17 protein-coding genes and 1 tRNA gene are annotated in these 22,131 nt (G+C 72.3%); 14 read left to right on the top strand and 4 right to left on the bottom strand.

Translation table 11 applies throughout. The features are described 5' to 3' along the window. The first annotated feature begins 13 nt into the window (after positions 1 to 13). The 5 genes from GGQ83_RS00385 (at position 14) to gph (ending at position 6,797) form a co-directional block, all read left to right on the top strand. Positions 14 to 991 (top strand): Bug family tripartite tricarboxylate transporter substrate binding protein, encoded by a 978-nt coding sequence (locus tag GGQ83_RS00385; RefSeq protein WP_184381619.1) that lies wholly within the window; start codon positions 14 to 16, stop codon positions 989 to 991. Between the two features lie 402 nt (positions 992 to 1,393). Then, positions 1,394 to 2,407, top strand: coding sequence for a ferritin-like domain-containing protein (locus tag GGQ83_RS00390; protein ID WP_375781499.1), 1,014 nt, complete (start codon positions 1,394 to 1,396; stop codon positions 2,405 to 2,407). A 3-nt stretch (positions 2,408 to 2,410) separates the two neighbouring features. Then, a complete protein-coding gene (locus GGQ83_RS00395; protein WP_184381620.1) occupies positions 2,411 to 3,424 on the top strand; it encodes a hypothetical protein in 1,014 nt (337 codons plus the stop codon). 95 nt (positions 3,425 to 3,519) lie between these two features. Next, positions 3,520 to 6,171, top strand: a complete 2,652-nt coding sequence (locus GGQ83_RS00400) for an MMPL family transporter (RefSeq protein WP_184381621.1) — start codon at positions 3,520 to 3,522, stop codon at positions 6,169 to 6,171. Then, positions 6,168 to 6,797: a phosphoglycolate phosphatase gene (gene gph / locus GGQ83_RS00405; protein WP_184381622.1), complete on the top strand. Its 630-nt coding sequence runs from the start codon at positions 6,168 to 6,170 to the stop codon at positions 6,795 to 6,797. Before GGQ83_RS00400 ends, gph begins: the two co-directional genes overlap by 4 nt. A gap of 93 nt (positions 6,798 to 6,890) precedes the next feature. Here the strand turns inward: gph and GGQ83_RS00410 are convergent, their stop codons facing one another. Continuing rightward, entirely contained in the window at positions 6,891 to 7,637 is a 747-nt protein-coding gene (locus GGQ83_RS00410) for a DUF3108 domain-containing protein (protein WP_184381623.1), read from the bottom strand. 103 nt (positions 7,638 to 7,740) lie between these two features. On the opposite strand from GGQ83_RS00410, the gene GGQ83_RS00415 reads away from it, so the two are divergent. Next, a tRNA-Val gene (locus tag GGQ83_RS00415) sits at positions 7,741 to 7,815 on the top strand. Positions 7,816 to 7,937: 122 nt separating this feature from the next. Here the strand turns inward: GGQ83_RS00415 and GGQ83_RS00420 are convergent. After that, on the bottom strand, positions 7,938 to 8,852 hold the full coding sequence (locus GGQ83_RS00420; RefSeq protein ID WP_184381624.1) for a LysR substrate-binding domain-containing protein: 915 nt from the start codon (positions 8,850 to 8,852) through the stop codon (positions 7,938 to 7,940). A gap of 209 nt (positions 8,853 to 9,061) precedes the next feature. Here GGQ83_RS00420 and GGQ83_RS00425 point away from each other — a divergent pair, with 209 nt between their 5' ends. The 8 genes from GGQ83_RS00425 (at position 9,062) to GGQ83_RS00460 (ending at position 20,501) form a co-directional block, all read left to right on the top strand. Continuing rightward, positions 9,062 to 10,042, top strand: a complete 981-nt coding sequence (locus GGQ83_RS00425) for a Bug family tripartite tricarboxylate transporter substrate binding protein (protein ID WP_184381625.1) — start codon at positions 9,062 to 9,064, stop codon at positions 10,040 to 10,042. A gap of 65 nt (positions 10,043 to 10,107) precedes the next feature. Next, a complete protein-coding gene (locus GGQ83_RS00430; RefSeq protein WP_207017843.1) occupies positions 10,108 to 12,180 on the top strand; it encodes a hydantoinase/oxoprolinase family protein in 2,073 nt (690 codons plus the stop codon). An 11-nt stretch (positions 12,181 to 12,191) separates the two neighbouring features. Continuing rightward, entirely contained in the window at positions 12,192 to 13,826 is a 1,635-nt protein-coding gene (locus GGQ83_RS00435; protein WP_207017845.1) for a hydantoinase B/oxoprolinase family protein, read from the top strand. Positions 13,827 to 13,891: 65 nt separating this feature from the next. Beyond that, positions 13,892 to 14,872 carry a Bug family tripartite tricarboxylate transporter substrate binding protein gene (locus tag GGQ83_RS00440; protein WP_184381628.1) on the top strand — a complete coding sequence of 327 codons (981 nt, stop codon included), beginning with the start codon at positions 13,892 to 13,894 and terminating at the stop codon, positions 14,870 to 14,872. 3 nt (positions 14,873 to 14,875) lie between these two features. Then, complete coding sequence (locus GGQ83_RS00445; RefSeq protein WP_184381629.1) at positions 14,876 to 16,492, top strand: hydantoinase B/oxoprolinase family protein; 1,617 nt, start codon at positions 14,876 to 14,878, stop codon at positions 16,490 to 16,492. Beyond that, a complete protein-coding gene (locus tag GGQ83_RS00450; RefSeq protein WP_184381630.1) occupies positions 16,489 to 18,603 on the top strand; it encodes a hydantoinase/oxoprolinase family protein in 2,115 nt (704 codons plus the stop codon). Before GGQ83_RS00445 ends, GGQ83_RS00450 begins: the two co-directional genes overlap by 4 nt. Continuing rightward, positions 18,600 to 19,391 (top strand): enoyl-CoA hydratase-related protein, encoded by a 792-nt coding sequence (locus tag GGQ83_RS00455; protein WP_184381631.1) that lies wholly within the window; start codon positions 18,600 to 18,602, stop codon positions 19,389 to 19,391. The genes GGQ83_RS00450 and GGQ83_RS00455 overlap by 4 nt, the downstream gene beginning before the upstream one ends. A gap of 135 nt (positions 19,392 to 19,526) precedes the next feature. Continuing rightward, positions 19,527 to 20,501, top strand: coding sequence for a Bug family tripartite tricarboxylate transporter substrate binding protein (locus tag GGQ83_RS00460; protein ID WP_184381632.1), 975 nt, complete (start codon positions 19,527 to 19,529; stop codon positions 20,499 to 20,501). A 30-nt stretch (positions 20,502 to 20,531) separates the two neighbouring features. Here the strand turns inward: GGQ83_RS00460 and GGQ83_RS00465 are convergent, their stop codons facing one another. Together GGQ83_RS00465 and GGQ83_RS00470 are read right to left on the bottom strand one after the other, a co-directional pair. Next, complete coding sequence (locus GGQ83_RS00465; RefSeq protein WP_184381633.1) at positions 20,532 to 20,774, bottom strand: hypothetical protein; 243 nt, start codon at positions 20,772 to 20,774, stop codon at positions 20,532 to 20,534. Between the two features lie 57 nt (positions 20,775 to 20,831). After that, complete coding sequence (locus GGQ83_RS00470; RefSeq protein WP_184381634.1) at positions 20,832 to 22,127, bottom strand: LLM class flavin-dependent oxidoreductase; 1,296 nt, start codon at positions 22,125 to 22,127, stop codon at positions 20,832 to 20,834. Positions 22,128 to 22,131 lie beyond the last annotated feature (4 nt).

Below are 22,131 nucleotides of genomic sequence, written 5' to 3' on the forward strand. Positions count from 1 at the left end.
AAGGAAACCGCACATGAACCGCCGCGCTTTGCTGGCCGCACTTCCGGCCACCGCCGTCGCCACCGCCGCGACCGCCCCCTCCGCCATGGCACAGACCTGGCCCGCCCAGCCCGTCCGCGCCATCGTGCCCTTCGCCGCCGGCAGCGCCACCGACATCCTGGGCCGCCTCTTCGCCGAGCGCATGCGCGACAACCTGGGCCAGCCGGTGGTGGTGGAGAACCGCGCCGGCGCCTCGGGCATGATCGGCGCCGAGGCCGTGGCCCGCTCCGCCCCCGATGGCTACACGGTGCTCTTCGGCACCAACTCCACGCAAGCCGCCGCCAACGCCCTGTTCCGCCGCGTGCCTTATGACCAGGAGCGTGACTTCGCGCCGGTCTCGACGCTCGCCTCCATCCCGCTGCTGGTGGCGGTCGCCGCCAACTCCCCCTACCGCACCCTGCAGGACCTGATCGCCGCCGCGCGCGAGCGGCCGGAGAGCATCAGCTTCGCTTCCGCCTCCTCCTCGCAGCAGGTGGCGGCCGAGATGCTGGCCGCCATGGCCGGCGTGAAGATGCTGAACGTGCCCTACCGCTCCTCGCCCAATGCGGTGCAGGATCTGATCGCGGGGCGGGTGAACCTGTTCGTGGCCGACCAGGCGGTGATCCTGCCCGGCGTGCAGGGCGGGCAGCTGCGGGTGCTGGGCATCACGACGCGCACGCGCTCGGCCCAGTTGCCCGACGTGGCGCCGGTGGCCGAGCAGGGCCTGCCGGACTACGAGCTCTTCGCCTGGTTCGCGCTGATGGTGCCGGCGGCGACGCCCGCGCCGATCATCCAGCGGCTGAATGTGGCGGTGCGGCATGCGATGTCGGACAGCACCTTGCAGGAACGGCTCAGCAGCGGCTTCGGCATGGCGCTGCTGCCCTCCACCCCGGCGGAGGCCGCGGCCTTCATCCGCGCCGAGACCGCCAAGTGGAGCAACGCGATCCGCGCCGCGGGGATTGAACCGCAGTAACGCCCTGCCACCGCCGGAGCCTTCGGAAAGCCGCGCGCCTGCGATGGGCGCGCGGCTTTTTCGTTGAGCTGGGCCCGCCTCCTCACATTGGACACAACTCCTGGCGGCAGGAGGCCCCCATACCCGAGCTGATGAACCCGACGGGTCCGCACGGCGCTCGAGAATGCCATCAGGGGCAAGGCCGCCCAGCGCCGCACCTGGGAAGAAACACCGTGGGATATCGGAAGCCATCCTCACCGGGGACGAGGCGTTGGCCGCCAGCCGCGCCGAGGCCCATGTCCGCCGCGCCGGCGCTCCCCTGCTGGCGGGGGACTGACCTGCCGCGCGTGGACTTGCGCGCGGGCCACGGGTAATCAGGTAAGCACGGCCTAACCCACGCGCGCCCCTCGGAGCCACGCCGCCTTGAGCCATTCTGTCTCGGACATCGACGCCCGCCTCTCCGGCCGCCTCGACGACAACCTGGCCGGGCGCCTGCCCGACGCGGCGACGGTCGCCGCCGCCGATGCCCGCGCCCGCCACTGGCACAGCCCCGAGCCCGGCCGGCTGCGCCCCGGCTCGCCCGAACACAAGCGCGCCGTCTGCCGCATGTTCGAGGAGACCTTCAACCCCTACAAGCCGAGCGTCATTCCCTGGCCCAAGCTCGACGCGGAGGCGCTGGGTCGCATCACCTCGCTCCCCATCTGGGACATCGCGGTGCAGACCGAGGGCAAGGCCCGGCTGCGGATGGCCGCCTATGCCGCCACCATCCAGGACCCCGAGATGCGCGAGACCATCGCGCGCAACGGCTGGGAGGAGAACCGCCACAAGGAGGTGCTGTCGCGCCTCGTGGCCGCCTATGACATCAAGCTGGCGCCCGAGCCCGAATACGTGCAGCCGCGCGACCCGGAATGGGCCTATCTCGTCACCGGCTTCAGTGAATGCGTGGACAGCTTCTTCGCCTTCGGCCTGTTCGAGATGGCCCGGCGCTCCGGCTTCTTCCCCACGGAACTCACCGACACCTTCGAGCCGGTGATCCAGGAGGAATGCCGGCACATCCTGCTCTTCGCCAACTGGCTGGCCTGGCACCGCGCCAACATGCCGCTCTGGCGCCGCCCCTGGTTCGAGCTGCGGGTCTGGGCCGTCTGGGCCTTCCTGGGGTGGGAGCGCGTGGGGCTGGCGAAGACCGTGGATGGCTCCGGCAAGGAGCAGAAGCAGGACAACAACTTCACCGTGACCGGCGCCAAGTCGGTCTCCGCCGAGGACTACACCCTGGCCGACATCATTGACCTCTGCCTCGCGGAGAATGACCGCCGCTTCGCGGGCTATGACACCCGCCTGCTGCGCCCCACCACCATGCCGGCCCTGGCCCGCTTCGCGCGCTTCTTCCTGCGCGCACCCAACCGCATGGCGCCCCCCGCCACGCCGGCGGCGGGCTGAGCGATGATGGAGGGTTGGTTCCCCTACGCGCTGGCCATGCTCGCGCGCAGCGCCGCACTCGGCAGCGCCGCCTTCCTGCTGGTCGCGGCCCCGCCCGCGGTGCGGCCGCTGGCCCGCTATGTCACCACCGTGGCCGCCGTTCTGGCGGTGCTGGTGGCGCTGCTGGTCCTGCCCTCCACCGCGGGCTGGGGCGGCTGGATCGGCGCGCTGATGGCACTCGGCGGCGGGGCGGCCACCGCCGCGCTGGCCTGGAAAGACGGGCCGCCCGCCCCCATCGTGGGGGCCGCCGCCGTGCTGCTGCTGGGCGGCATCCTTCAGGGGGGCGCCCATGCCGGCGCGCTGCCCGTGCTGGCCACCTTCCTGCGCGAATCGGGGGCGGCCATCTGGATGGGCAGCCTGCCGCTGCTCTGGTTCGCCCTGCGCGGCACCGGCGCCATGCGCAGCGCGCGCAAACACCGCATCCTGGCACTGGGCGGCATGGCGCTGGCCCTGCCCGGCGTGCTGCTTCTGGGGGCGCAGGCGGGCACGGGTTTCGCCGCCTCCGGCGCCATGATCCTCGCCACGGCGGTGCTGATGCTGGGGCTGGTGAAGCTGACCCTGTGGCAGGCCTGGCTGCTGCGCGGCGAGGTCCCGCCCGACCGGCTGCAGGCGTTGACCGAGTCGTCCATCCTCATCGCCACCGCGCTCTGCGGCCCCATCGCGGCGCTGTTCATGGGGGTGCTGGTGCCGGGGCTCTGGGCCGTGCTGCCCGTGTTCCTGCTGGCGGCGGCGCTGGCGCTGAGCGTGTGGTTCCCCGCGCTGCCCGGCGGCATCCTGGCGCTGCTGCTGGTCGGCGCCGGCACGGTGGCGCTCGGCGCGGGTGCCGCGCTGGTCGGCCTGCTGGCCGTCATGGCGGGCTGCCTGCGCTGGCTTTCCCGGCGCCAGCCCGAGACGTGCGAGGGCAGCACCAGCCAGGCCTTCTGGCCCGGCGTGGCGCTGGCGGCCCTGGTGGCGGCGCTGCTGGTGCATGCGGTCTAGACCGTGATCCGCCAGAACGGATCACGGTCTAGGCTTCGCCGGGAGGGCGATTCACCGCTGCGGCGATTCCGCCTTCGCGGATCGCCCTCCTTCCCATGAGCCTCCCCCCGCAGCCTTCCCCCCCGGGGGCGCTGCTGGGGCGGCTCGTGGTCGCGCTGGTCGGCCGCTCGGTGCGCTGGCCCGTCGCCACGCTGCTGCTCTGCGCGGTGGTGACGGTCTTTGCGGCCTGGCTGACGGTCACCCGCTTCACCCTCGATTCCGACGTCTCCAAGCTTTTCCCCGATGACCTCGGCTGGCGGGTGTCCGAGCGCACCCTCGCCGAGGCCTTTCCCGAACGCACCGACCTCGTCGTGGCCGTGCTGGACGGGCCCGATGCCGGGCGCCTCGACCGCGCGGCCGAGGCGCTGTCCGAACGGCTGCGCGCCCAGCCGCAACTGTTCCGCACCGTCCGCCGCCCCGATGCCGGGGAGTTCTGGGACCGCCACGGCCTGCTCTTCCTGCCGGAGGCCGAGGTCGCGGCCGTCGCCGAACGCCTGATCGAGGGGCAGGCACTGCTGGGCACCATCGCGGCCGACCCCTCGCTGCGCGGCCTGGCCGAGATCAGCCGCCTCATGGCCGAAGGATTGGCGCGAGGCGAGGCGGAGCCCGACCGCGTGGCCGGCCCCCTGCACGCCCTGGCCGCCGCCGCCGATGCCGCCACCCGCAACGACGTGGCCCCGCCCGACTGGCGCGCCCTGATGACGGGGCAGGCGCCCCGCCCCTCCGAGCTGCGGCGCTTCGTCATGATCCAGCCCACGCTGGACTACGCACAGCTTTCCGCCGGCGCCGCGGCGTCGGAGGTGATCCGCGAGGAGGCCCGCATGCTGGGCCTCGCGGAACAGGGGATGCGCCTGCGCCTGACCGGCCCCGTCCCCATGGGCGACGAGGAATTCGCCACCGTGGCCGACGGCGCGGTGCTGACGGGCGTGCTCTCCTTCGTGCTGGTGGGCATCCTGCTCTGGATGGCGCTGCGCTCCTGGCGGCTGATCTGGCCGCTGCTGGCGCTGACGGTGGTGGGCATCTTCTGGACGGCGGCCTTCGGCCTATTGGCGGTGGGCAGCTTCAACCCGCTCTCCATCGCCTTCGCCGTGATGTTCATCGGCCTGGGCAATGATTTCGGCACGCAATACGCCGTGCAGTTCCGCGCCGAGAGCGCGCGCCTCGGCCAGGTGCGCCCCGCGCTGATCGAGGCCGCGCGGGTGGCCGGCCCGGGCATGACGCTGGCAACGCTGGCCATCGGCCTCAGCTTCTTCGCCTTCATTCCGACCGACTACCGCGGCGTGGCGGAGCTGGGGCTGATCGCGGGTGCGGGCATGTTCATCGGCTGGCTGCTGGCCATGACCATGCTGCCCGCCCTGATGCTGCTGGCCCGGCCAGGGCGCGAGATGCGGGAGGTGGGCTACCCCGCCCTGCGCCCGGTGGACCAATGGCTCTCCCGCCATGCACGGCTGGCCGGCACGCTCGCCTTGCTGCTGGCGCTGTTCTGCGCCGGCGCCAGCTACTGGCTGCGCTTCGACACCAACCCCATCAACCTGCGCGACCCCCAGGCGGAATCGGTCTCCACCTGGCGTGACCTGGCGCAGGACCCGGACACCGACCCCAACACGCTGGAAATCCTGGCGCCGGACATGGAAGCGGCCCAGGCCCTGGCCGCGCGGCTGGACGCCCTGCCCGAGGTGGCCCGCGCCACCACCCTGGCCGACTTCATCCCCGAGGGGCAGGAGGCCAAGCTCTTCCTCATCGAGGACGCGGCCATGCTGCTGGGGCCCGCTTTGGCCCCCACCCCGCGCGAGCCCCCCACCGAGGCCGAGACCATCGCCGCCCTGCGCGAGGCGGCCCTCGCGCTGGCGGCCCTGCGCGGCACGGGGCCGGTCGCGGCCGATGCCCGCGCGCTGGCCATCGCCTACAACCGCCTCGCCGACGGGCTGCCCGCGGGGCGCGAGGCCCTGGCCGAGGCCACCCTGCCCGGCCTGACCGACACCTTGCGCCGGGTGCGGCTGCTGCTCTCCGCCGGGCCCGTGACGCTGGACACCCTGCCCGAGGCGCTGCGGCGCGACTGGATCACCGCCACGGGACAGGCGCGCATCGAGATCGCGCCCACGCCCAACACAGGCGGGGGCGAGGGCGACGAGACCACCCAGCTGCGCCGCTTCGCCCGCGCCGTGCAGGCGGTGGCGCCGGATGCGACGGGGCTGGCCATCTCGGCGGTGGAATCCTCCGCGACCATCCAGGGGGCCTTCATCCTCTCGGGCGTCATCGCCATGACGGTGGTGGTGCTGCTGCTCTGGGTGGCGCTGCGCTCGCTGAAACTGTCGGTGCTGGCGGTGGCGCCGCTGGCGCTGGCGGGGCTGCTGACCATGGCGCATTGCGCCCTGCTGGGGCCGGACCTCAACCTCGCCAACATCATCGCCCTGCCGCTGCTGTTCGGGATGGGTGTCGCCTATGACATCTATTTCGTCACCGCCTGGCAGCAGGGGCGGCGCGACCTGCTGGCCAGCCCGCTGAACCGCGCCGTGATCTATTCCGCCGTGACCAATGCGGCCGCCTTCGGCGCGCTGATGGTCTCACCGCACCCGGGCACGGCCAGCATGGGCGTCGTGCTGTCCATCAGCCTTGTCTATTCGCTGGCCTGCGTGATGCTGGTGCTGCCGCCTTTGTTGAAACTCTTCGCCACGCCGACGGAACGCGCCCACATGGAACGCCCATGAAGCTTGCCATCTTCGACCTCGACGGAACCCTGGTGGACAGCGCGCCGGACATTGCGGCCGTGCTGAACCGCGCCCTGGCCCGGCACAAGCTGGCGCCCTTCACGGTGCCCCAGGTCGCCGCCATGGTGGGCGACGGCGCCCACGCCCTGCTGGTGAAGGCCTTCACCGCCCGCGGCGCCACCCTGACCGATGACGTGATCCCGCCCTTCCTGGCCGACCTGGAAGCCAACAGCGCCAACCTCACCCAGCCCTATGAGGGGATCGAGGCCGCGCTGGCCACCATGGGCGTGGCCGGCTGGCGCGCCGCCGTCTGCACCAACAAGCCCGTGGCCGCCGCCCAGGCCCTGCTGCGCGCGTTGGGCATGCTGCGCTTTTTCGAATTGGTGGTGGGCGGCGATACCCTGCCCGTCCGCAAGCCCGACCCCGGCCATGTCCTGGGCGTGCTGAAGGCCATGCACATGAGCCCCGCGCAATCCGTCATGATCGGCGACCACCAGAACGACATCCTGGCCGCCAAGGGCGCCGGCGTGCGGACGGTCTTCGCCGCGTGGGGCTATGGCAGCGGCGAGGGGGCGGATTTGGTGGCCAGGCGCCCGCAGGACCTGCCCTTCCTGCTGGGCGGCTAGAGCGGGATGCGTTGAGGTGGAATCACCGAAAACGCTGAATCCCGCTCTCAACAAAGGCTGGAGCAGGTTGCGTGAACGCAGCATGCTCCAAGCTCAGTTGGTGGCCGGCGCCTCGCGGCGCAGGTCCATCAGCGTCGCCTCGATGGTGCCCCACCAGCGGCTGCCGAGTTCCACGCGCTCCGGCACGGCCGGGTGGCCAGGGGCACGGGGGCCGAATTCGGCCAGGATGCGAAGGGGTTCGCGCGCCTCGGCCGCGTCACGGTCCAGGGCATAGCCGGCCAGCGTCCGCGCCTCGATCACGCAGCGCAGGCGGGGCGCCTCGGCCGGCGCGGGGTCACGCGCCACGACGAATTGCGTGAGGCGCCGCCCGTCGAAGCCACGCGCGCCCGTCTCGCAGGTGGCGGTGTCGCGCACATGGCGCGCCAGCCCCACCAATGCGGAAAGCCCGTCCATGGTGCCCGGAATGGCCGAGGCCGGCACGGGGCTGCGCGGCATGTCCTGGGCCGGCGTCAGCACCGCCACGCGGGGCGCGCCGTCCGGCCCGTATTCCAGCCGGGTGCGGCGCATCACCCCGCGCCAATTGCCCTCGCTGACATGGACGCGCGGCTGCGGCATTCCCTCCGCCCAGCGGCCTTCGGAGCGCGAGACCTGCTCACCCCGCAGGAAGAGCCGTGCGACACCGAGCGAACGCGCGCGGGTTTCCACGCTGTAGCCGGGGCCGTCCAGGGCGAAGCGCAGTTCCACCTGCGCGATGGGCAGGCCGGCGGCATTGATGAAATAGGTGGCGCGCCAGGGCTCGGCCGCGGCCGGCGTGGCGAGGAGCAGCAGAAGTGGGATCACGCGCAGGGCCATGCTGCCGCATATGCGCTTCACGGCCGCCCATACAACCGGTGCGGCGCGCTTGACAGATCGCCGCCTTCGCCGCAAAGGAGCGACCACGGATGGGCGCGTAGCTCAGCGGGAGAGCACTGCCTTCACACGGCAGGGGTCACAGGTTCAATCCCTGTCGCGCCCACCATCCAAATCAAGCACTTATAGCGAATCGTGGGCCAGGCAGCGAAAGCCTGGGAAGCACATAGGTAGCAGCGGCGCACGCTTGGCCCTCGGCCGAGTCCTGTCCCGGCCGTCGGTGCGGGCTGGTCATCCGCTGGCCTCCGCCACCTCCGCCACCTCCGCCAGCAGCCAGTCGCGGAAGGCGCGCAGCACGGGATGCCCCGCCGCCTCCTGCGGGTAGGCCAGGCTATAGGCTTCGCCATCATCCAGCGGCAGGTCGAAGGGGACGACGAGCCGCCCCGCCGCCAGCTCCGGCTCCACCAGGAAGCGCGGCATCAACGCCACCCCCAGCCCGGCCGCCGCCGCCTCCGCCACCATGGCGTGGTGCTGGTATTGCGGGCCGCGCAGCCCATCCACACCCGTCACGCCATGGGCCTGCAGCCAATGCAGCCAGGCGCGGGGCCTTGTCGTCTGCTGGAGCAGGGTATGGCGGACCAGCGCCGCGGGCGCCGGCAGCCCGCCCCCGGCCAGCAGCGCGGGCGCGCAGATGGGCACCCGCACATCCCGCACCAGCGGGTGCAGCGTGACGCCCGCGCGCGGCACCGCGCCCATGTAGATGGCGGCATGAACCCCCTCACCCGCGAAATCCAGCGGCCGTGGCAGGGTGGTGTGGTTGCGGATATTCACCACGACCAGCCGATGCCGCGCCTGGAAGCGCGGCATGCGCGGCATCAGCCAACGCGCGCCGAAGGTGGGCGAGACGACCAGGTTCAGCGTGCCACCCGCGCCGCGATGCGCGAGCACCTCCTGCGTCGCGCTGTCGATGCGCGCCAGCGCGGCCCTCACCTCGGGCGCATAGCTGGCGGCCGCGGCGGTCAGCACGAGGCGCTGCCGCACCCGCTGGAACAGCCGCAGGCCAAGCTGGCCCTCCAGCGCGGCCAGTTGTCGGCTCACCGCGCTCTGGGTGAGGGACAGCTCCTCGGCCGCGCGCGAGACGCTCAGATGGCGCGCGCAGGCCTCGAAGGCGCGCAGCCAATGCGTGGGAGGCGTGTGGCGATGCATGGCGCGTCTCCGGTCACTTCATTCCATACCCTCATGGAAACATGACGGCTTTTCAGTAGCGAGCAGGGCATTCCTGCCCTTACGCTCCTTCTTAACGGTCTCGGACAGAAAGACATCATGCAGCATGGACATGACCCGCGCTGGACGCGGGCGGCCATGCGCTCAAGGGGAAGGGCAGCGCCGGTCATGGCCCACGGAAGGAATTGCGCATGACCGACGCCATCACCTCACGCCGAATGCTGCTCGCCGCGGGCTTCGGCACCGCGGCCGCCCTGCCGGCACGCGCCGCCTGGACGCCCAGCCAGCCCGTCCGGCTGCTGATCGGCTTTCCGCCCGGCGGGGCGGTGGACATCGTGATCCGCATCGTCGCCGAGGGGATGCTGCGCCTGCGCGGCGTCGCGACCGTGCCGGAGGTGCGCAGCGGCGCCTATGGCTTCATCGCGGCCCAGGGCGCGGCCCGGGCAACGCCCGACGGCTACACCCTGGCCAGCGCCATCATGGGCAACATGTCCGTCGCACCCGTCATGCCCGGGGTGGCGGTGCCCTTCGACCTGGACCGGGAACTGGTGCCGGTCTCCAACCTCGCCGGCACGCCCATGGCGCTGGTGGCGCGGCCCGATGCCCCCTTCGCCGACCTCCAGGGCCTGGCCAGCTTCGCGCGGGAGCGTGACGGCGCGGCCACCTATGCCTCGGGTGGCACCGGCTCGATCAACCACCTGGCGGGCGCCTTGCTGGCGGGGGTGCTGGGCGTGCGGATGACGCACGTGCCCTATCGCGGCGGGGCGCCCGCCGTGCTCGACGTGACGGCGGGGCGGGTGGATGTGATGGTGGCGAACCTCGCCGAGGTCGCGGGCCAGCTTCGCGCGGGGCAGCTCAAGGGCATCGGCATCACGGCCGCGCAGCCCAGCGCCATGGCGCCCGACCTCACGCCCCTCGCCGCCCGCGTGCCGCAGCTCGACATCACCAACTGGTTCGGACTGGTGGGCCCCGCGGCGCTGCCGGCCGATGTCCGGAGCGGCCTCGCCGACCTTTTCGACGCGGTCCTGCGCGATGCGCAGACCGCGAACACCCTGCGGCAGCGGGGCCTCGAACCGCTGCCCGAGGCGGGCCCCGCCTTCCAGGCCCGCATCCGCCGCGACCGCGAGCGCTGGCGGCAGGTGATCGAGGCCAACGCCATCCGCAGCGACTGAACCGCGGCCACGACGGGGCGGCCCGTGCCCAGCAAGGCGCCATGCGCGCAAGGATATGGAAGTTCATGACAGCGTCACTTTCCCTCGGCATCGACATCGGCGGCACCTTCACCGACCTCGTCCTGCTCGACCCGTCCGATGGCCGCATCGTCATCTGGAAGGAGAGCACCACGCCCGACGAACCTGCCCGCGGGGCCATGACGGGCGTGGCCCGGCTGCTGGAGAAGGCGGGCGTGGCGCCCGGCCGCGTGGGCCGCGTGGTGCACGCGACGACGCTGTTCACCAACGCGCTGATCGAGCGCAAGGGCGCCCCCACCGGGCTGCTGACCACCGCGGGCTTCGCCGACGTGCTGGAGATCGGGCGCGAGCGGAAATACGAGCTCTACGACCTGTTCCTGGAGATGCCGCAGCCCCTCGTGCCCCGCCCCTGGCGGCGCGAGGCGCGCGAGCGCCTGGCCCCGGACGGCACGGTCGAGGTGCCGCTCGATGTGGACGCGCTGCTGGAGGAGGTGGCGCTGCTGGTCGCGCAGGGTGTCACCAGCCTCGCGGTCTGCTTCCTGCACGCCTATGCGAACCCCGTGCATGAGCGTGCGGCGGCGGCGGCCATCGCCGCGCGCTTCCCGGGGCTTTCCCTCTCGCTCTCGGCCGACATCGCGCCCGAGATCAGGGAATATCCGCGCACCGTCACCACCGTCGCCAATGCCTATGTGCGCCCGCTCGCCGAGACCTATCTCGACCGGCTGGAGGCGGAGCTGAAGCACGCCGGCATCCCGGGCGAGCTGTTCCTCATGCTGTCCAGCGGCGGGTTGACCCATGTGGCGGAGGCCAAGCGCGCCCCGGTCCAGCTGCTGGAGAGCGGCCCCGCGGCCGGCGCGCTGGCCGGCGCCTGGTTCGGCCGCCAGGCGGGGCTGGACCGGGTGCTCGCCTTCGACATGGGCGGCACCACCGCGAAGCTCGCCCTGGTGGACGAAGGGGAGCCGCTGGTCGCCTGGGGCTTCGAGGCGGCGCGCACCAAGCGCTTCCTGCGCGGCAGCGGCCTGCCCATCCAGATCGCGACGGTGGAGCTGATCGAGATCGGCGCGGGCGGCGGCTCCATCGCGCGGCGCAGCGAACTCGGCACGCTGCATGTGGGCCCCGAAAGCGCGGGCGCGCAGCCTGGCCCCGTCTGCTACGGAAGGGGCGGCACCGAACCCACCGTGACCGACGCCGATCTCGCCCTTGGCTACCTCAACGGCGATTTCTTCCTGGGCGGGGCCATGCGCATCGACGCCAACACGGCCACCGATGCGCTGGGCGCGCTGGCGGGGCGCATCGCGCTCGATGCGTCGCGCGCGGCCTTCGGCGTGCATGACGTGGTGAACGAGAACATGGCGGGGGCGGCGCGCGTCGCGATCGCCGAGCGCGGGCGTGTCCCGCGCGACTATGCGCTGCTGGCCACTGGCGGGGCCGCGCCGGTGCATGCCTGGCAGGTGGGCGGGAAGCTCGGCATCGGCCGGGTCATCTGCCCGCCCGGCGCCGGGGTGGGCAGCACCATCGGCATGCTGATGGCACCCGCACGCGTGGACCGCGTGGCCTCCTTCAACCAGTCGGTCGCGGCGGCGGACTGGGCCGGGGCGGAGCGCCTGCTGGCCGCGCTGGAGACGGAAGCCGCCGCCATCATCCGCGCGAGCGGCGCCGATGTCGAACGGCGCACCACCCGCCGCCTCGCTGACATGCGCTATGTGGGCCAGGGCTCCGAGATCACGGTCGTCCTGCCCGATCCCTTGTCGGAGCAAGCCGTGCTCGCGACCTTCGAGGCCGCCTATCGCCGCCTGTTCGGCCGCACGCCGCCCGGCGCCGCGGCGCAGTTCGTGGCGCTGCGCCTGTCGCTGGCGGCACCCATGCCGGGCGCGGGCTCGACCCTGCGGTTGCAGACCCACGCGGCGGACACCGCGCTGAAGGGCCGCCGCCCCGTGCATTTCCCGGAAGCCGAGGGGATGGTCGAGACCCCCGTCTATGACCGCTACGCGCTGGCCGCCGGCACGCAGCTGCCCGGGCCCGCCGTGTTCGAGGAGGACGAAAGCACCTTCGTCGTGGGCCCCGACGCGCGGATCAGCGTCCTGCCCGACCTTTCGATCCTGGCCGAGCGGCTGAGCTGAGGATGCCCGACATGGAACACACCCCCCGCAGCTTCGACGCGGTCGAGCTGGAACTGCTCTGGCGCCGCCTGATCTCGCTGGTGGACGAGGCGGCGGCGGCGCTGGTCCGCACCTCCTTCTCGACGCTGGTGCGCGAGAGCTATGACTTCTCCTGCGTGGTCACGGATGCCGAGGGCCAGTCGCTCGTGCAGGCGACCGAGAGCATCCCGAGCTTCATCGGTACCCTGCCCGAGACGGTGAAGCACTTCCTGCGCTTCTTCCCCGCCGAGGCGCTTCGCCCCGGCGACGTGCTGATCACGAACGACCTGTGGCTCGGCACCGGCCACCTGCCCGACATCACGGTGGCCAAGCCCATCTTCCGCCATGGCCGCCTGGTGGCATTCAGCGCTTCCACCGCGCACGCGCCGGACATCGGCGGCAAGATCCGCAGCCCCGAGCCGCGCGAGGTGTTCGAGGAAGGGTTGCAGATCCCGCCCATGAAGCTGCTCCGCGCGGGCGAGCCGGACGAGACGCTGGTCGCCATCATCCGCAAGAACGTCCGCACGCCCGAACAGACCATGGGCGACCTCTGGGCGCAGGTCGTGGCCCTCGACCTGATGGAGGAGAGGCTGCACGTCCTGATGGAGCAGGCCGGGCTGCACGACCTGTCGGACCTCGCGCGGGAGGTGCAGGCGCGCTGCGAGAACGCGATGCGCGCGGCCATCGCCGCCCTGCCGGACGGTACCTACCACAGCGCGTTGCAGACCGACGGGCTGCTGGACAAGCCCGTGACGCTGCGCATGGCGCTCACCATCGCGGGTGACCGCATCGAGGTGGACTACAGCGGCACCGACCCGCAGGTGGACCGCGCGATCAACTGCGCGCTCTGCTACACCTATGCCATGACGATGTATGGGGTGAAGGTCTGCACCACCCCCACCCTGCCCAACAATGAGGGCGCCTGGCGCCCCATCTCGGTCAAGGCGCCCGAGGGGTGCATCGTGAACCCCGTCTTCCCGGCCTCGGGCGGGTCGCGCATGCTGATCGGCCATTACCTGCCCATGCTGGTCTTCGGCTGCCTGGGCCAGGTGGTGCCCGAGCGCGTGATGGCCGCCTGCGGCTCGCCCATGTGGGGCATGAACCAGTCGGGCGTGAACGCGGCCGGCAAGCCCTACGCGAACATGTTCTTCTTCAACGGGGGCATGGGCGGGAACGTGCATGGGGATGGCATTTCATGCCTCTCCTGGCCCTCCAACGTCTCCTCCACACCGGTCGAGATCAGCGAGCACATCGCCCCCCTGCGCATCCACCACAAGCGGCTGCGCCCGGACAGCGGCGGGCCGGGGCGGCACAGGGGCGGGCTCGGTCAGGAAATCCTGATCGAGAGCCGCTCCGACACCCCCATCGCCGTCTCCTTCCTGGCCGAGCGCACCATCTTCCCGGCCTTCGGCATCGAGGGCGGGCAGGCCGGCGCGCCCGGCATGCTGCGCATCAATGGCGAGAAGGTGGACCCCAAGCGCCAATACGTCCTGCAACGGGGCGAGACGGTGCTGCTCGCCACGCCGGGCGGCGGGGGCCATGGCGACCCTGGCCTGCGGGGCCCGGGCGCGCTCGCGGCCGACCTCGCCTCCGGCCACGTCACCGACCCCGCACCCTACGGCCGATGACGGCGCCCTGCGGCGCCCCACCGGCATCACCCGCTTTCGGACCAGAACAGGGAAGGATGAACATCATGCGTAGACGCAGCCTCGCACTCCTGCCGCTTGCCACGGCGCTCGGCGCCGCGCCGCTGGGCGCGCCTTTCGCCCAGACGGCGGCCTTCCCCACGCGGCCGGTGCGCATCGTGGTGCCCTTCGCCGCCGGGGGCACGGCCGATGTGCTGGCCCGGCTGGTGGGGGAGCGCCTCTCGGCCAAGTGGGGTCAGCCCGTGCTGGTGGAGAACCGGCCTGGCGCGGGCGGCAATATCGGCGCGGAGCAGGTGGCGCGCGCGGCGGGTGATGGCCACACTCTGCTGCTGGGCACCATCGGCATCCATGCCGCCAGCTCGATCTATGCGCGCCTGCCCTACAACCCGGACACCGATCTCGCACCCGTCACGGTGCTGGCCGAGATGCCCAACGCCCTCATCGTCCACCCCTCGGTGCCGGCGCAGAATCTCCGGGAACTGATCGCGCTGGCACGGGCGCAGCCCGGTGCCCTCACCTTCGGCTCGGCCGGCAGCGGCAGTTCCACCCACATGGCGGGCGAGCTGTTCATGCAGGTGGCCGGCGTGCAGATGACGCATGTGCCCTATCGCGGCAGCTCCGCCGCCCTGACCGACCTGATGGCCGGCAGCATCCAGCTGATGTTCGAGAACGTGCCGACCGTGCCGCCCCTGGCCCGCGCGGGCAGCGTGCGGGCGCTGGCCGTCACCTCGGCCGAGGCGGTGGACGCGCTGCCCGGCGTGCCGCCCGCGACGCAGGCGGGCCTGCCCGACTATGTGGCGACCGCCTGGATGACGCTGGCCGCCCCCGCCAGCGTGCCCGCGCCGCTGCTCCAGCGCCTGAACGCCGACACGGTGGCCGTGCTGAACGAACCCGCCATCCAGGACCGGCTGCGGCAGCTCGGCGCCATCAAGCGCGGCCTGTCGGTCGAGGAAAGCCGCCGCTTCTTCGCGGAGGAGACGCGCAAATGGACACGCGTGATCCAGACCGCCAACATCAGGGTGAACTGAGGAATGGCTACGGCGCCGCGGGCCTTCGATCCCGTCCTGCTCGAACTGCTCTGGACCCGCCTCGCCTCGTCGGTGGACGAGGCCGCCGCGGCGCTGCTGCGCACCTCCTTCTCCACCATCGTGCGCGAATCCCACGACTTCGCCTGCGTGCTGGCCGATGCGCAGGGCCGCTCGCTGGTGCAGGCGACGGATGGCGTGCCCTCCTTCCTCTGCACCGTGCCGCGCACCATGCGGCACTTCCTCGACGAATACCCGGCCGAGACGCTGGCGCCGGGCGATGTGCTGCTGACCAACGACATCTGGATGGGCACGGGGCACCTGCCCGACATCACGGTGGCGCGCCCGGTCTTCCGCCAGGGCCGCCTGGTCGCCTTCGCGGGCTCGGCCGCGCATGCGCCGGACATCGGCGGGCGCATCCGCACCGCCGAAAGCCGCGAGGTGTTCGAGGAAGGCCTGCAAATCCCGCCGCTCAAGGCCGTGCGGGCGGGCGTGCTGGACGACACCTTCGCGCGCATGCTGCGCAAGAACACGCGCGTGCCCGACCAGGTGATGGGCGACCTCTTCGCCCAGTTCACCGCGCTGGAGCTGATGGAGCGCCGGCTGCTGGCGCTGATGGACGAATACGGCCTCGATGACCTCGAAGCGCTGGCCCTGGAGATCCAGTCGCGCTCCGAACGGGCCATGCGCGCGGCCATCCGCGAGGTGCCGGACGGGACCTATCGCGGCGAGGTGCTGACCGACGGCCTCGCCCAGCCCATCCGCCTCGTGCTCGCGCTGCACAAGCGGGGCGATGGCATCGTGGCCGACTATACGGGCACCGACGCGCAGGTGCCGCGCGGCATCAATGTCTGCCTCTCCTACACCTTCGCCTACACCGCCTTCGCCCTGAAGGCGGCGCTGTGCCCGGAGGTGCCCAACAACGAGGGCGCGTTCCGGCCCGTGACGGTGGAGGCGCCGCGCGGCTGCATCCTGAACTCGACGCCACCCGCAGCCGGCGCCAACCGGGCGCTGACCGGACACTTCCTGCCGCCGCTGATCTTGTCCGCGCTGGCGCAAGCCATCCCGGAGCGCGTCATCGCGGGTGTGGGCTCGCCGCTCTGGAGCCTGAACTTCGCCGGCCAGCGCGCGGATGGCAGCACCACCGCGAACCACTTCTTCATGAATGGCGGCTACGGCGCCTCCGCCCTGCGCGACGGACCCAATGTGCTCTCCTGGCCGAGCAACGTCTCGGCCGCGCCCGTCGAGATGATCGAGCAGCACAACCCCTTCCGCGTGCGCCACCGCCGGCTGCGCGTGGGCACGGGCGGGCGGGGCCGGCACCGCGGGGGCACCGGGCAGGAATGGCTGTTCGAGAACCGCGCGGCGGGCCCCGTCGCCGTCACCTTCATGGCCGAGCGCACCCGCATCGAGGCCGCAGCCCCGGGGCTCGCGGGCGGGGAGGCCGGCACGCCCGGCGCGGTGCTGGTCAATGGCGTGGCGGTGGACCCCAAGCGCCAGCACATCCTGGAGCCTGGCGACACGGTGGAGCTGCGCACGCCAGGCGGCGGCGGCTTCGGCCCGCCCGCCGAGCGCGACCCCGCGGCCATCGCCGCCGACATCGAGGATGGCTTCGTCGCATGAGCGCCCCGCATCTCGCCCTCGCCGTGGACATCGGCGGCACCTTCACGGATGTGGTGGTGCTGGACCAGCGCACGGGCCGCTTCCACGCCCACAAGGAGCTGACCACCCCGGACAACCCCGCGCGCGGCGTGGTGACGGGCATCGCGCGGCTCTTCGCGCGCGAGGCGCTGGCCTGCGCCGATGTGGGGCGCATCGTCCACGCCACCACGCTGTTCACCAATGCCCTCATTGAGCGGCGGGGCGCGCGCACCGGGCTGATCACGACGGCGGGTTTCCGCGACACGCTCGAAATCGGGCATGAGCGGAAATACGAGCTCTACGACCTGCATCTGCCCCTGCCGGAACCGCTCGTCCGCCGCAGCCTGCGCGAGGAGGCGAGCGAGCGCATCGGCCCCGATGGCGGCATCGAACAGCCGCTCGATGCCGGCAGCCTGCGCGCCGCGGCGGCGCGGCTGGTGGACAAGGGGGTGGAATCCCTCGCGGTCGTCTTCCTGCACGCCTATGCGAACCCCGCGCATGAACAGGCGGCGGGGCGGATATTGGCCGAGGCGCATCCGGGGCTGCCGGTCTCGCTCTCCAGCGAGGTCGCGCCGCAGATCCGCGAATACGACCGCACCTCCACCACCGTCGCCAATGCCTACATCAAGCCGCTGGCCGATGCGTATCTCGGCCGTCTCTCGACGGATCTGCGGGAGCTGGGGCTGCGCGCGCCGCTGTTCATGATGCTGTCCAATGGCGGCCTGACGCATCTGGAGGAGGCGCAGCGCGTGCCCGTCCAGCTGCTGGAGAGCGGCCCGGCGGCGGGGGCGCTGGCGGCGGCGGTGTTCGGCGCGCGCTCCGGCCTGCGGGACCTGCTGGCCTTCGACATGGGCGGCACCACCGCCAAGCTCTGCGTGGTGCAGGGGGGCGAGCCGCTGGTCGCGCACCGCTTCGAGGCGGGGCGGGAGCGGCGCTTCACCCGCGGCAGCGGCCTGCCGCTTGCCATCTCGACGGTGGAGCTCATCGAGATCGGGGCGGGCGGGGGCAGCATCGCGCGGCTGGATGCGCTGGGCCTGCTGAAGGTGGGCCCGCGCAGCGCGGGGTCCGAGCCCGGGCCGGCCTGCTACGCGCGCGGCGGCACCGCGCCCACCGTGACGGATGGCAACCTGCTGCTCGGCCTGCTGGACGCGGAGGGCTTCGCCGGCGGGACCATGCGCCTCGATGCCGGCCTGGCCGAACGCGCGGTGGGCGAGGTGGCGACAGAGGGCGGCCTTGCCACGGCGGAGGCCGCTTCCGGCATCCATGCCGTCGTGAACGAGACGATGGCCGCCGCGGCACGGGTGCATGTGGCGGAGCATGGCCGCGACGCGCGCGACTTCGCGCTGCTGGTCACGGGCGGCGGCGGGCCGCTGCATGGCTGCGAGGTGGCGCGGCGCCTGGGCATCCGGCGCGTGGTCTGCCCGCCCGCGGCCGGCGTGGCCTCGGCACTCGGCCTGCTGCTGGCCCCCGCGCGGGTGGACCGGGTGGCGACGCTGGCGCGCACGCTGGACCAGCTTCCGCCCGAGGCGCTGGAGGCCGCCTTCCAGCGCCTGGAGGAGGAGGCGGGCGCCGTGGTCGCGGCCACGCTCGGCCCCGATGTCCCGCGCGAGGTGCGCCGCGGCGCGGACATGCGCTTCGCCGGGCAGGGCTACGAGATCGTGGCCGCCCTGCCGCCGGGGCCTTATGGCGCCGCCTCGCTCGCGCCCCTGCGTGACGCCTTCCTCGCGGCCTATGACGCGATCTTCACGCGCCGCCCGCCGGTGCAGGGCATCGAGTTCGTGAACATCCGCGTCTCGGTCAGCGCGAAGCCGCCCGGATCTTCGCTGGAGCCCGGCCTCGCGGCCGCACCGACGCCGGTGGGGCAGCGTGGGCTTCGCATCGAGGGAAAGCTGGTGCCCGTGCCCGTCCATGCCCGCGCGGGGCTGGTGGCCGGCGCCCGACTGCAAGGGCCCGCTTTGGTGGAGGACGGCATGTCCACCCTGGTCCTGCCGCCCGGCGCCGTGGCCTCGGTCGAGGCGAATGGCAACCTGGTCGTCACCCTGCCCGGGCCGAGGCAGGCGGCGGACACCCCACTGATGGAGCACGCCCCATGAACGAGGCCCGCATCCGGCTCGATGTCGAGGACGGCATCGCGCGCCTGACCTTCGATCACCCCCGCCGGCTCAACGCCATCACCGCCGCCATGTGGCGCGAACTGGCCGAGGCGCTGGCGCGGGTGGAGGCCGACCCCGCCGCGCGCGTGCTGCTGCTGGAAGGCGCGGGGGAGCGCGCCTTCTGCACCGGCAACGACATCAGCGAGTTCGAGACGCTGCGCGCCGACCCCGAAGCGGCCGCGCGCTACAACGAATTGCAGCACGTGGTCGCCGCCCGCCTGCGCGACCTGACGAAGCCCGCCATCGCCGCCATCCACGGCCATTGCCTGGGCGCGGGCATGGAGATCGCACTGATGTGCGACCTGCGCCTGTGCAGCGCGGAAGCCACCATGGGCGTGCCGGCCGTGAAGCTCGGCCTGCCCTACCGGGCGGAGGACATCGTGAAGCTGCTCGACGTGATCGGCGAGGCGGCGGCGCGCGAGATGGTGCTGCTGGGCCGCCGCCACGGCGCGGAGGACATCCGGCGCCTCGGCCTCGCGCACCGCATCCTGCCCGACCGCGCGGCGCTGCGGGAAGAGGCGCGTTCCATGGCGGAGGAGTTGGCGACGAATGCGCCGCTCAGCCTCGCGGCGGCCAAGATCGCCTTCCGGGAACTGGCCCGTCGTGACGGCCCGCCCGACCTGGCACGCGCCCAGGCCTGGGCCGATCGCTGCTATGCGAGCGAGGATTACGCCGAGGGCAGGCGCGCCAAGCTCGACAAGCGGCCGCCGCGCTTCACGGGAAGCTGACGGCCGTGCCCAGTCTTTGCTGAGAGCGGGATTCAGCGTTTCGGTGATTCCACCTCAACGCATCCCGCTCTAAGCTTTCCCCGGCAACTCCCGCCCGCGACATGATGGCGGGAGGCCACCCGGAGGAAAACCAAGATGCTGCAACGCCGTCGGCTCATCGCCGCGTCAGCGACCCTTCCCCTTGCCGCGCCGGCCCTGGCGCAGCGGCCCTGGCCCAATCGGCCTGTCCGCGTGATCGTGGGTTTCCCGCCGGGCGGCTCGCTCGACGTGATGACACGGCTGGCCTGCGAGCAGATGCAGAACAGGCTGGGCCAGAGCTTCTATGTCGAGACGCGCTCGGGCGCGTCCGGCAATATCGGCACCGAGGCCATCGCGCGCGCCACCCCCGATGGCTACACCATCGGCACGGTCAGCATGCACAACCTGCTGATCAACCCGCTGCTGTTTCGCCGCCTGCCCTATGATCCGCAGCGGGATTTCGCCTGGATCAGCGCGATGTGGGACCTGCCCAACGTCGCCGCCGTGCCGGCGCAGCACGTGCCCGCGCGCAGCCTCGCGGAATTCATCGCATGGGCGCGGGAGAGGCCGCAGGGGGTCAGCTTCGGGTCCTCGGGCGTCGGCACCACCATCCATCTCTCCGGCGCCTATCTCATGGCCCAGGCGGGGCTGCAGGCCGAGCACGTCACCTTCCGCGGCGCGGCGCAGACCATCCCCGCCATGCTCTCGGGCGATATCCAGATCGCGGTGGACAACCTCGCCTCCTATGTGGGCGTGATCCAGGACAACCGCATCCGGCCCCTCGCCGTCACCACGCGGGAACGCTGGCCGGCCCTGCCCGATGTGCCCACCATGGCCGAGGCCGGCTTCTCCGGGCTTTCCTACGGGCCCTGGCACATGTGGGCCGCGCCGGCAGGCACGCCGCGGGCGGTGATCGACCGGCTTTCCGAGGAAGTCCGCGCCGCGTTTTCGGATGTGGCGTTGCAGCGGCGGGTCATCGGGATGGGCGCGCGCCTCCTCGGCACCACGCCGGAGGAGCTTCAGGACAGGCTGGATCGGGAGCGGCCGATCTGGGGCGAGATGGTCCGCATCTCCGGCGCGCAACCCGAATAGCGCGGCGGCGCGGGTTCAGGGGGCGGCCGGCTACCTTCCGCCCTCCGCGATCAGGCGTTCCTTCGCCAGCGTCACGAGTTGCAGCAACGCCGCGCCCAGCGCCAATCCATCCAACCCCGCATCATCCTGCATGTCCGCATGGCGGCGCATCTCGCCGGCGAACTGGTCCAGCATGCCGGCCGGGTCGGGGTGCTGGCGGGCCTGGGTCAGCAGCAGCCGGGCCACGACCGCCTCCAGGGCAGCCAGGCGGATTTCGGGGTCGAGAGCGGGCATCGGGGGTCTCCATGATCCGGTTGGCGCATGGTGGGCCGGGTCATGGCGTCCCGGCAATCACCCCTCGCCGCGCGCCGGTCGCCGCAGCCCCAGCAGGTCGCGCAGGGTGGTGCCCTCGTAGCGCGTGCGGAACAGGCCGCGGCGCTGGAGGATGGGCACCACCAGCTCCACGAAATCCTCCATGCCGCCCGGGAAATGCGAGGGCATGACGTTGAACCCGTCCGCCGCGCCATTCTCGAACCAGTGCTGCAAGGTGTCCGCCACCTGCTCGGCCGCGCCGCACAGCACCCAGTGGCCGCGCGCCGCGCCCAGCAGGTTGTAGATGTCGCGCAGCGTCAGGTTGTCGCGCCGCGCCTTGTTCAGCAGCGCGCGGGCAAAGCCGTGCCCACCGTCGAAGAGCGGCATGTCGCCCAGCGGCGCGTCCATGTCCCGCCCCGCCAGGTCCACGCCCAGACGGTCCTGGAGCAATTGCCGCGCATTGGTGGGGCTGATGAAGGCCTGGAGCTGCGCGAGCTTGTCCAGCGCCTCGCGCTCCGTGCGGCCCACGATGGGCATGACGCCGGGGAGCACCGCCACCTCCTCCGGCCGGCGGCCAAGGGCGGGCAGGCGCGACTTCAGCGCGGCGTATTGCGTGCGCGCCTCCTCGAACTCCTGCACCACGGCGAAGACGACATCGGCCGTGCGGGCCGCGAGGTCGAGCCCCGCATCGGACCCGCCGGCCTGCAGGATCACGGGCCGCCCCTGCGGCGAACGGCCGATGTTCAGCGGCCCCTGCACCGAGAAATGCGCGCCTTCATGGTTCAGCTTGTGCAGCCTGGCCGGGTCCACGTAGAGGCCGCTCTCGCGGTCTGCGACCAGCGCATCCTCCTCCCAGCCATCCCATAGGCCGCGCACCACCTCCACGAACTCGGCCGCGATGGCGTAGCGTTCGGCGTGGTTGGGATGGAGCCGCCCGAAATTCGGCCCCGCCTGCGCGGAGGACCCCGTCACCGCGTTCCACGCCGCCCGCCCACCGCTGATATGGTCCAGCGAGGCGAAGGCGCGGGCGACGCTCCAGGGGTCGCTGTAGGTGGTGGCGACGGTGGCCCCCAGGCCGATATGCTTCGTGACCATGGCGAGGGCCGCGAGCATGGTCAGCGGCTCCAGCCGCACGGTGTAGGAGGGGTGGGCGCCCGGGTCGGCATAGAGGTTGTCGCCCATGAAGATCAGGTCGAAGCAGCCGCGCTCGGCCTGGGCGGCCATGGCCTGGATGGCCTGGATGTCCTGGAAGCTGGTCACCGCGCCCGGCATGCGCCAACCCGCCACATGGCTGCCGGTGCCGAGCAGGAAGAGGCCCAGATGCATCTGCCGCATGAAA

It is taken from the genome of Roseococcus suduntuyensis (assembly GCF_014196305.1).
GTDB classification, from domain to species: Bacteria; Pseudomonadota; Alphaproteobacteria; order Acetobacterales; family Acetobacteraceae; genus Roseococcus; species Roseococcus suduntuyensis.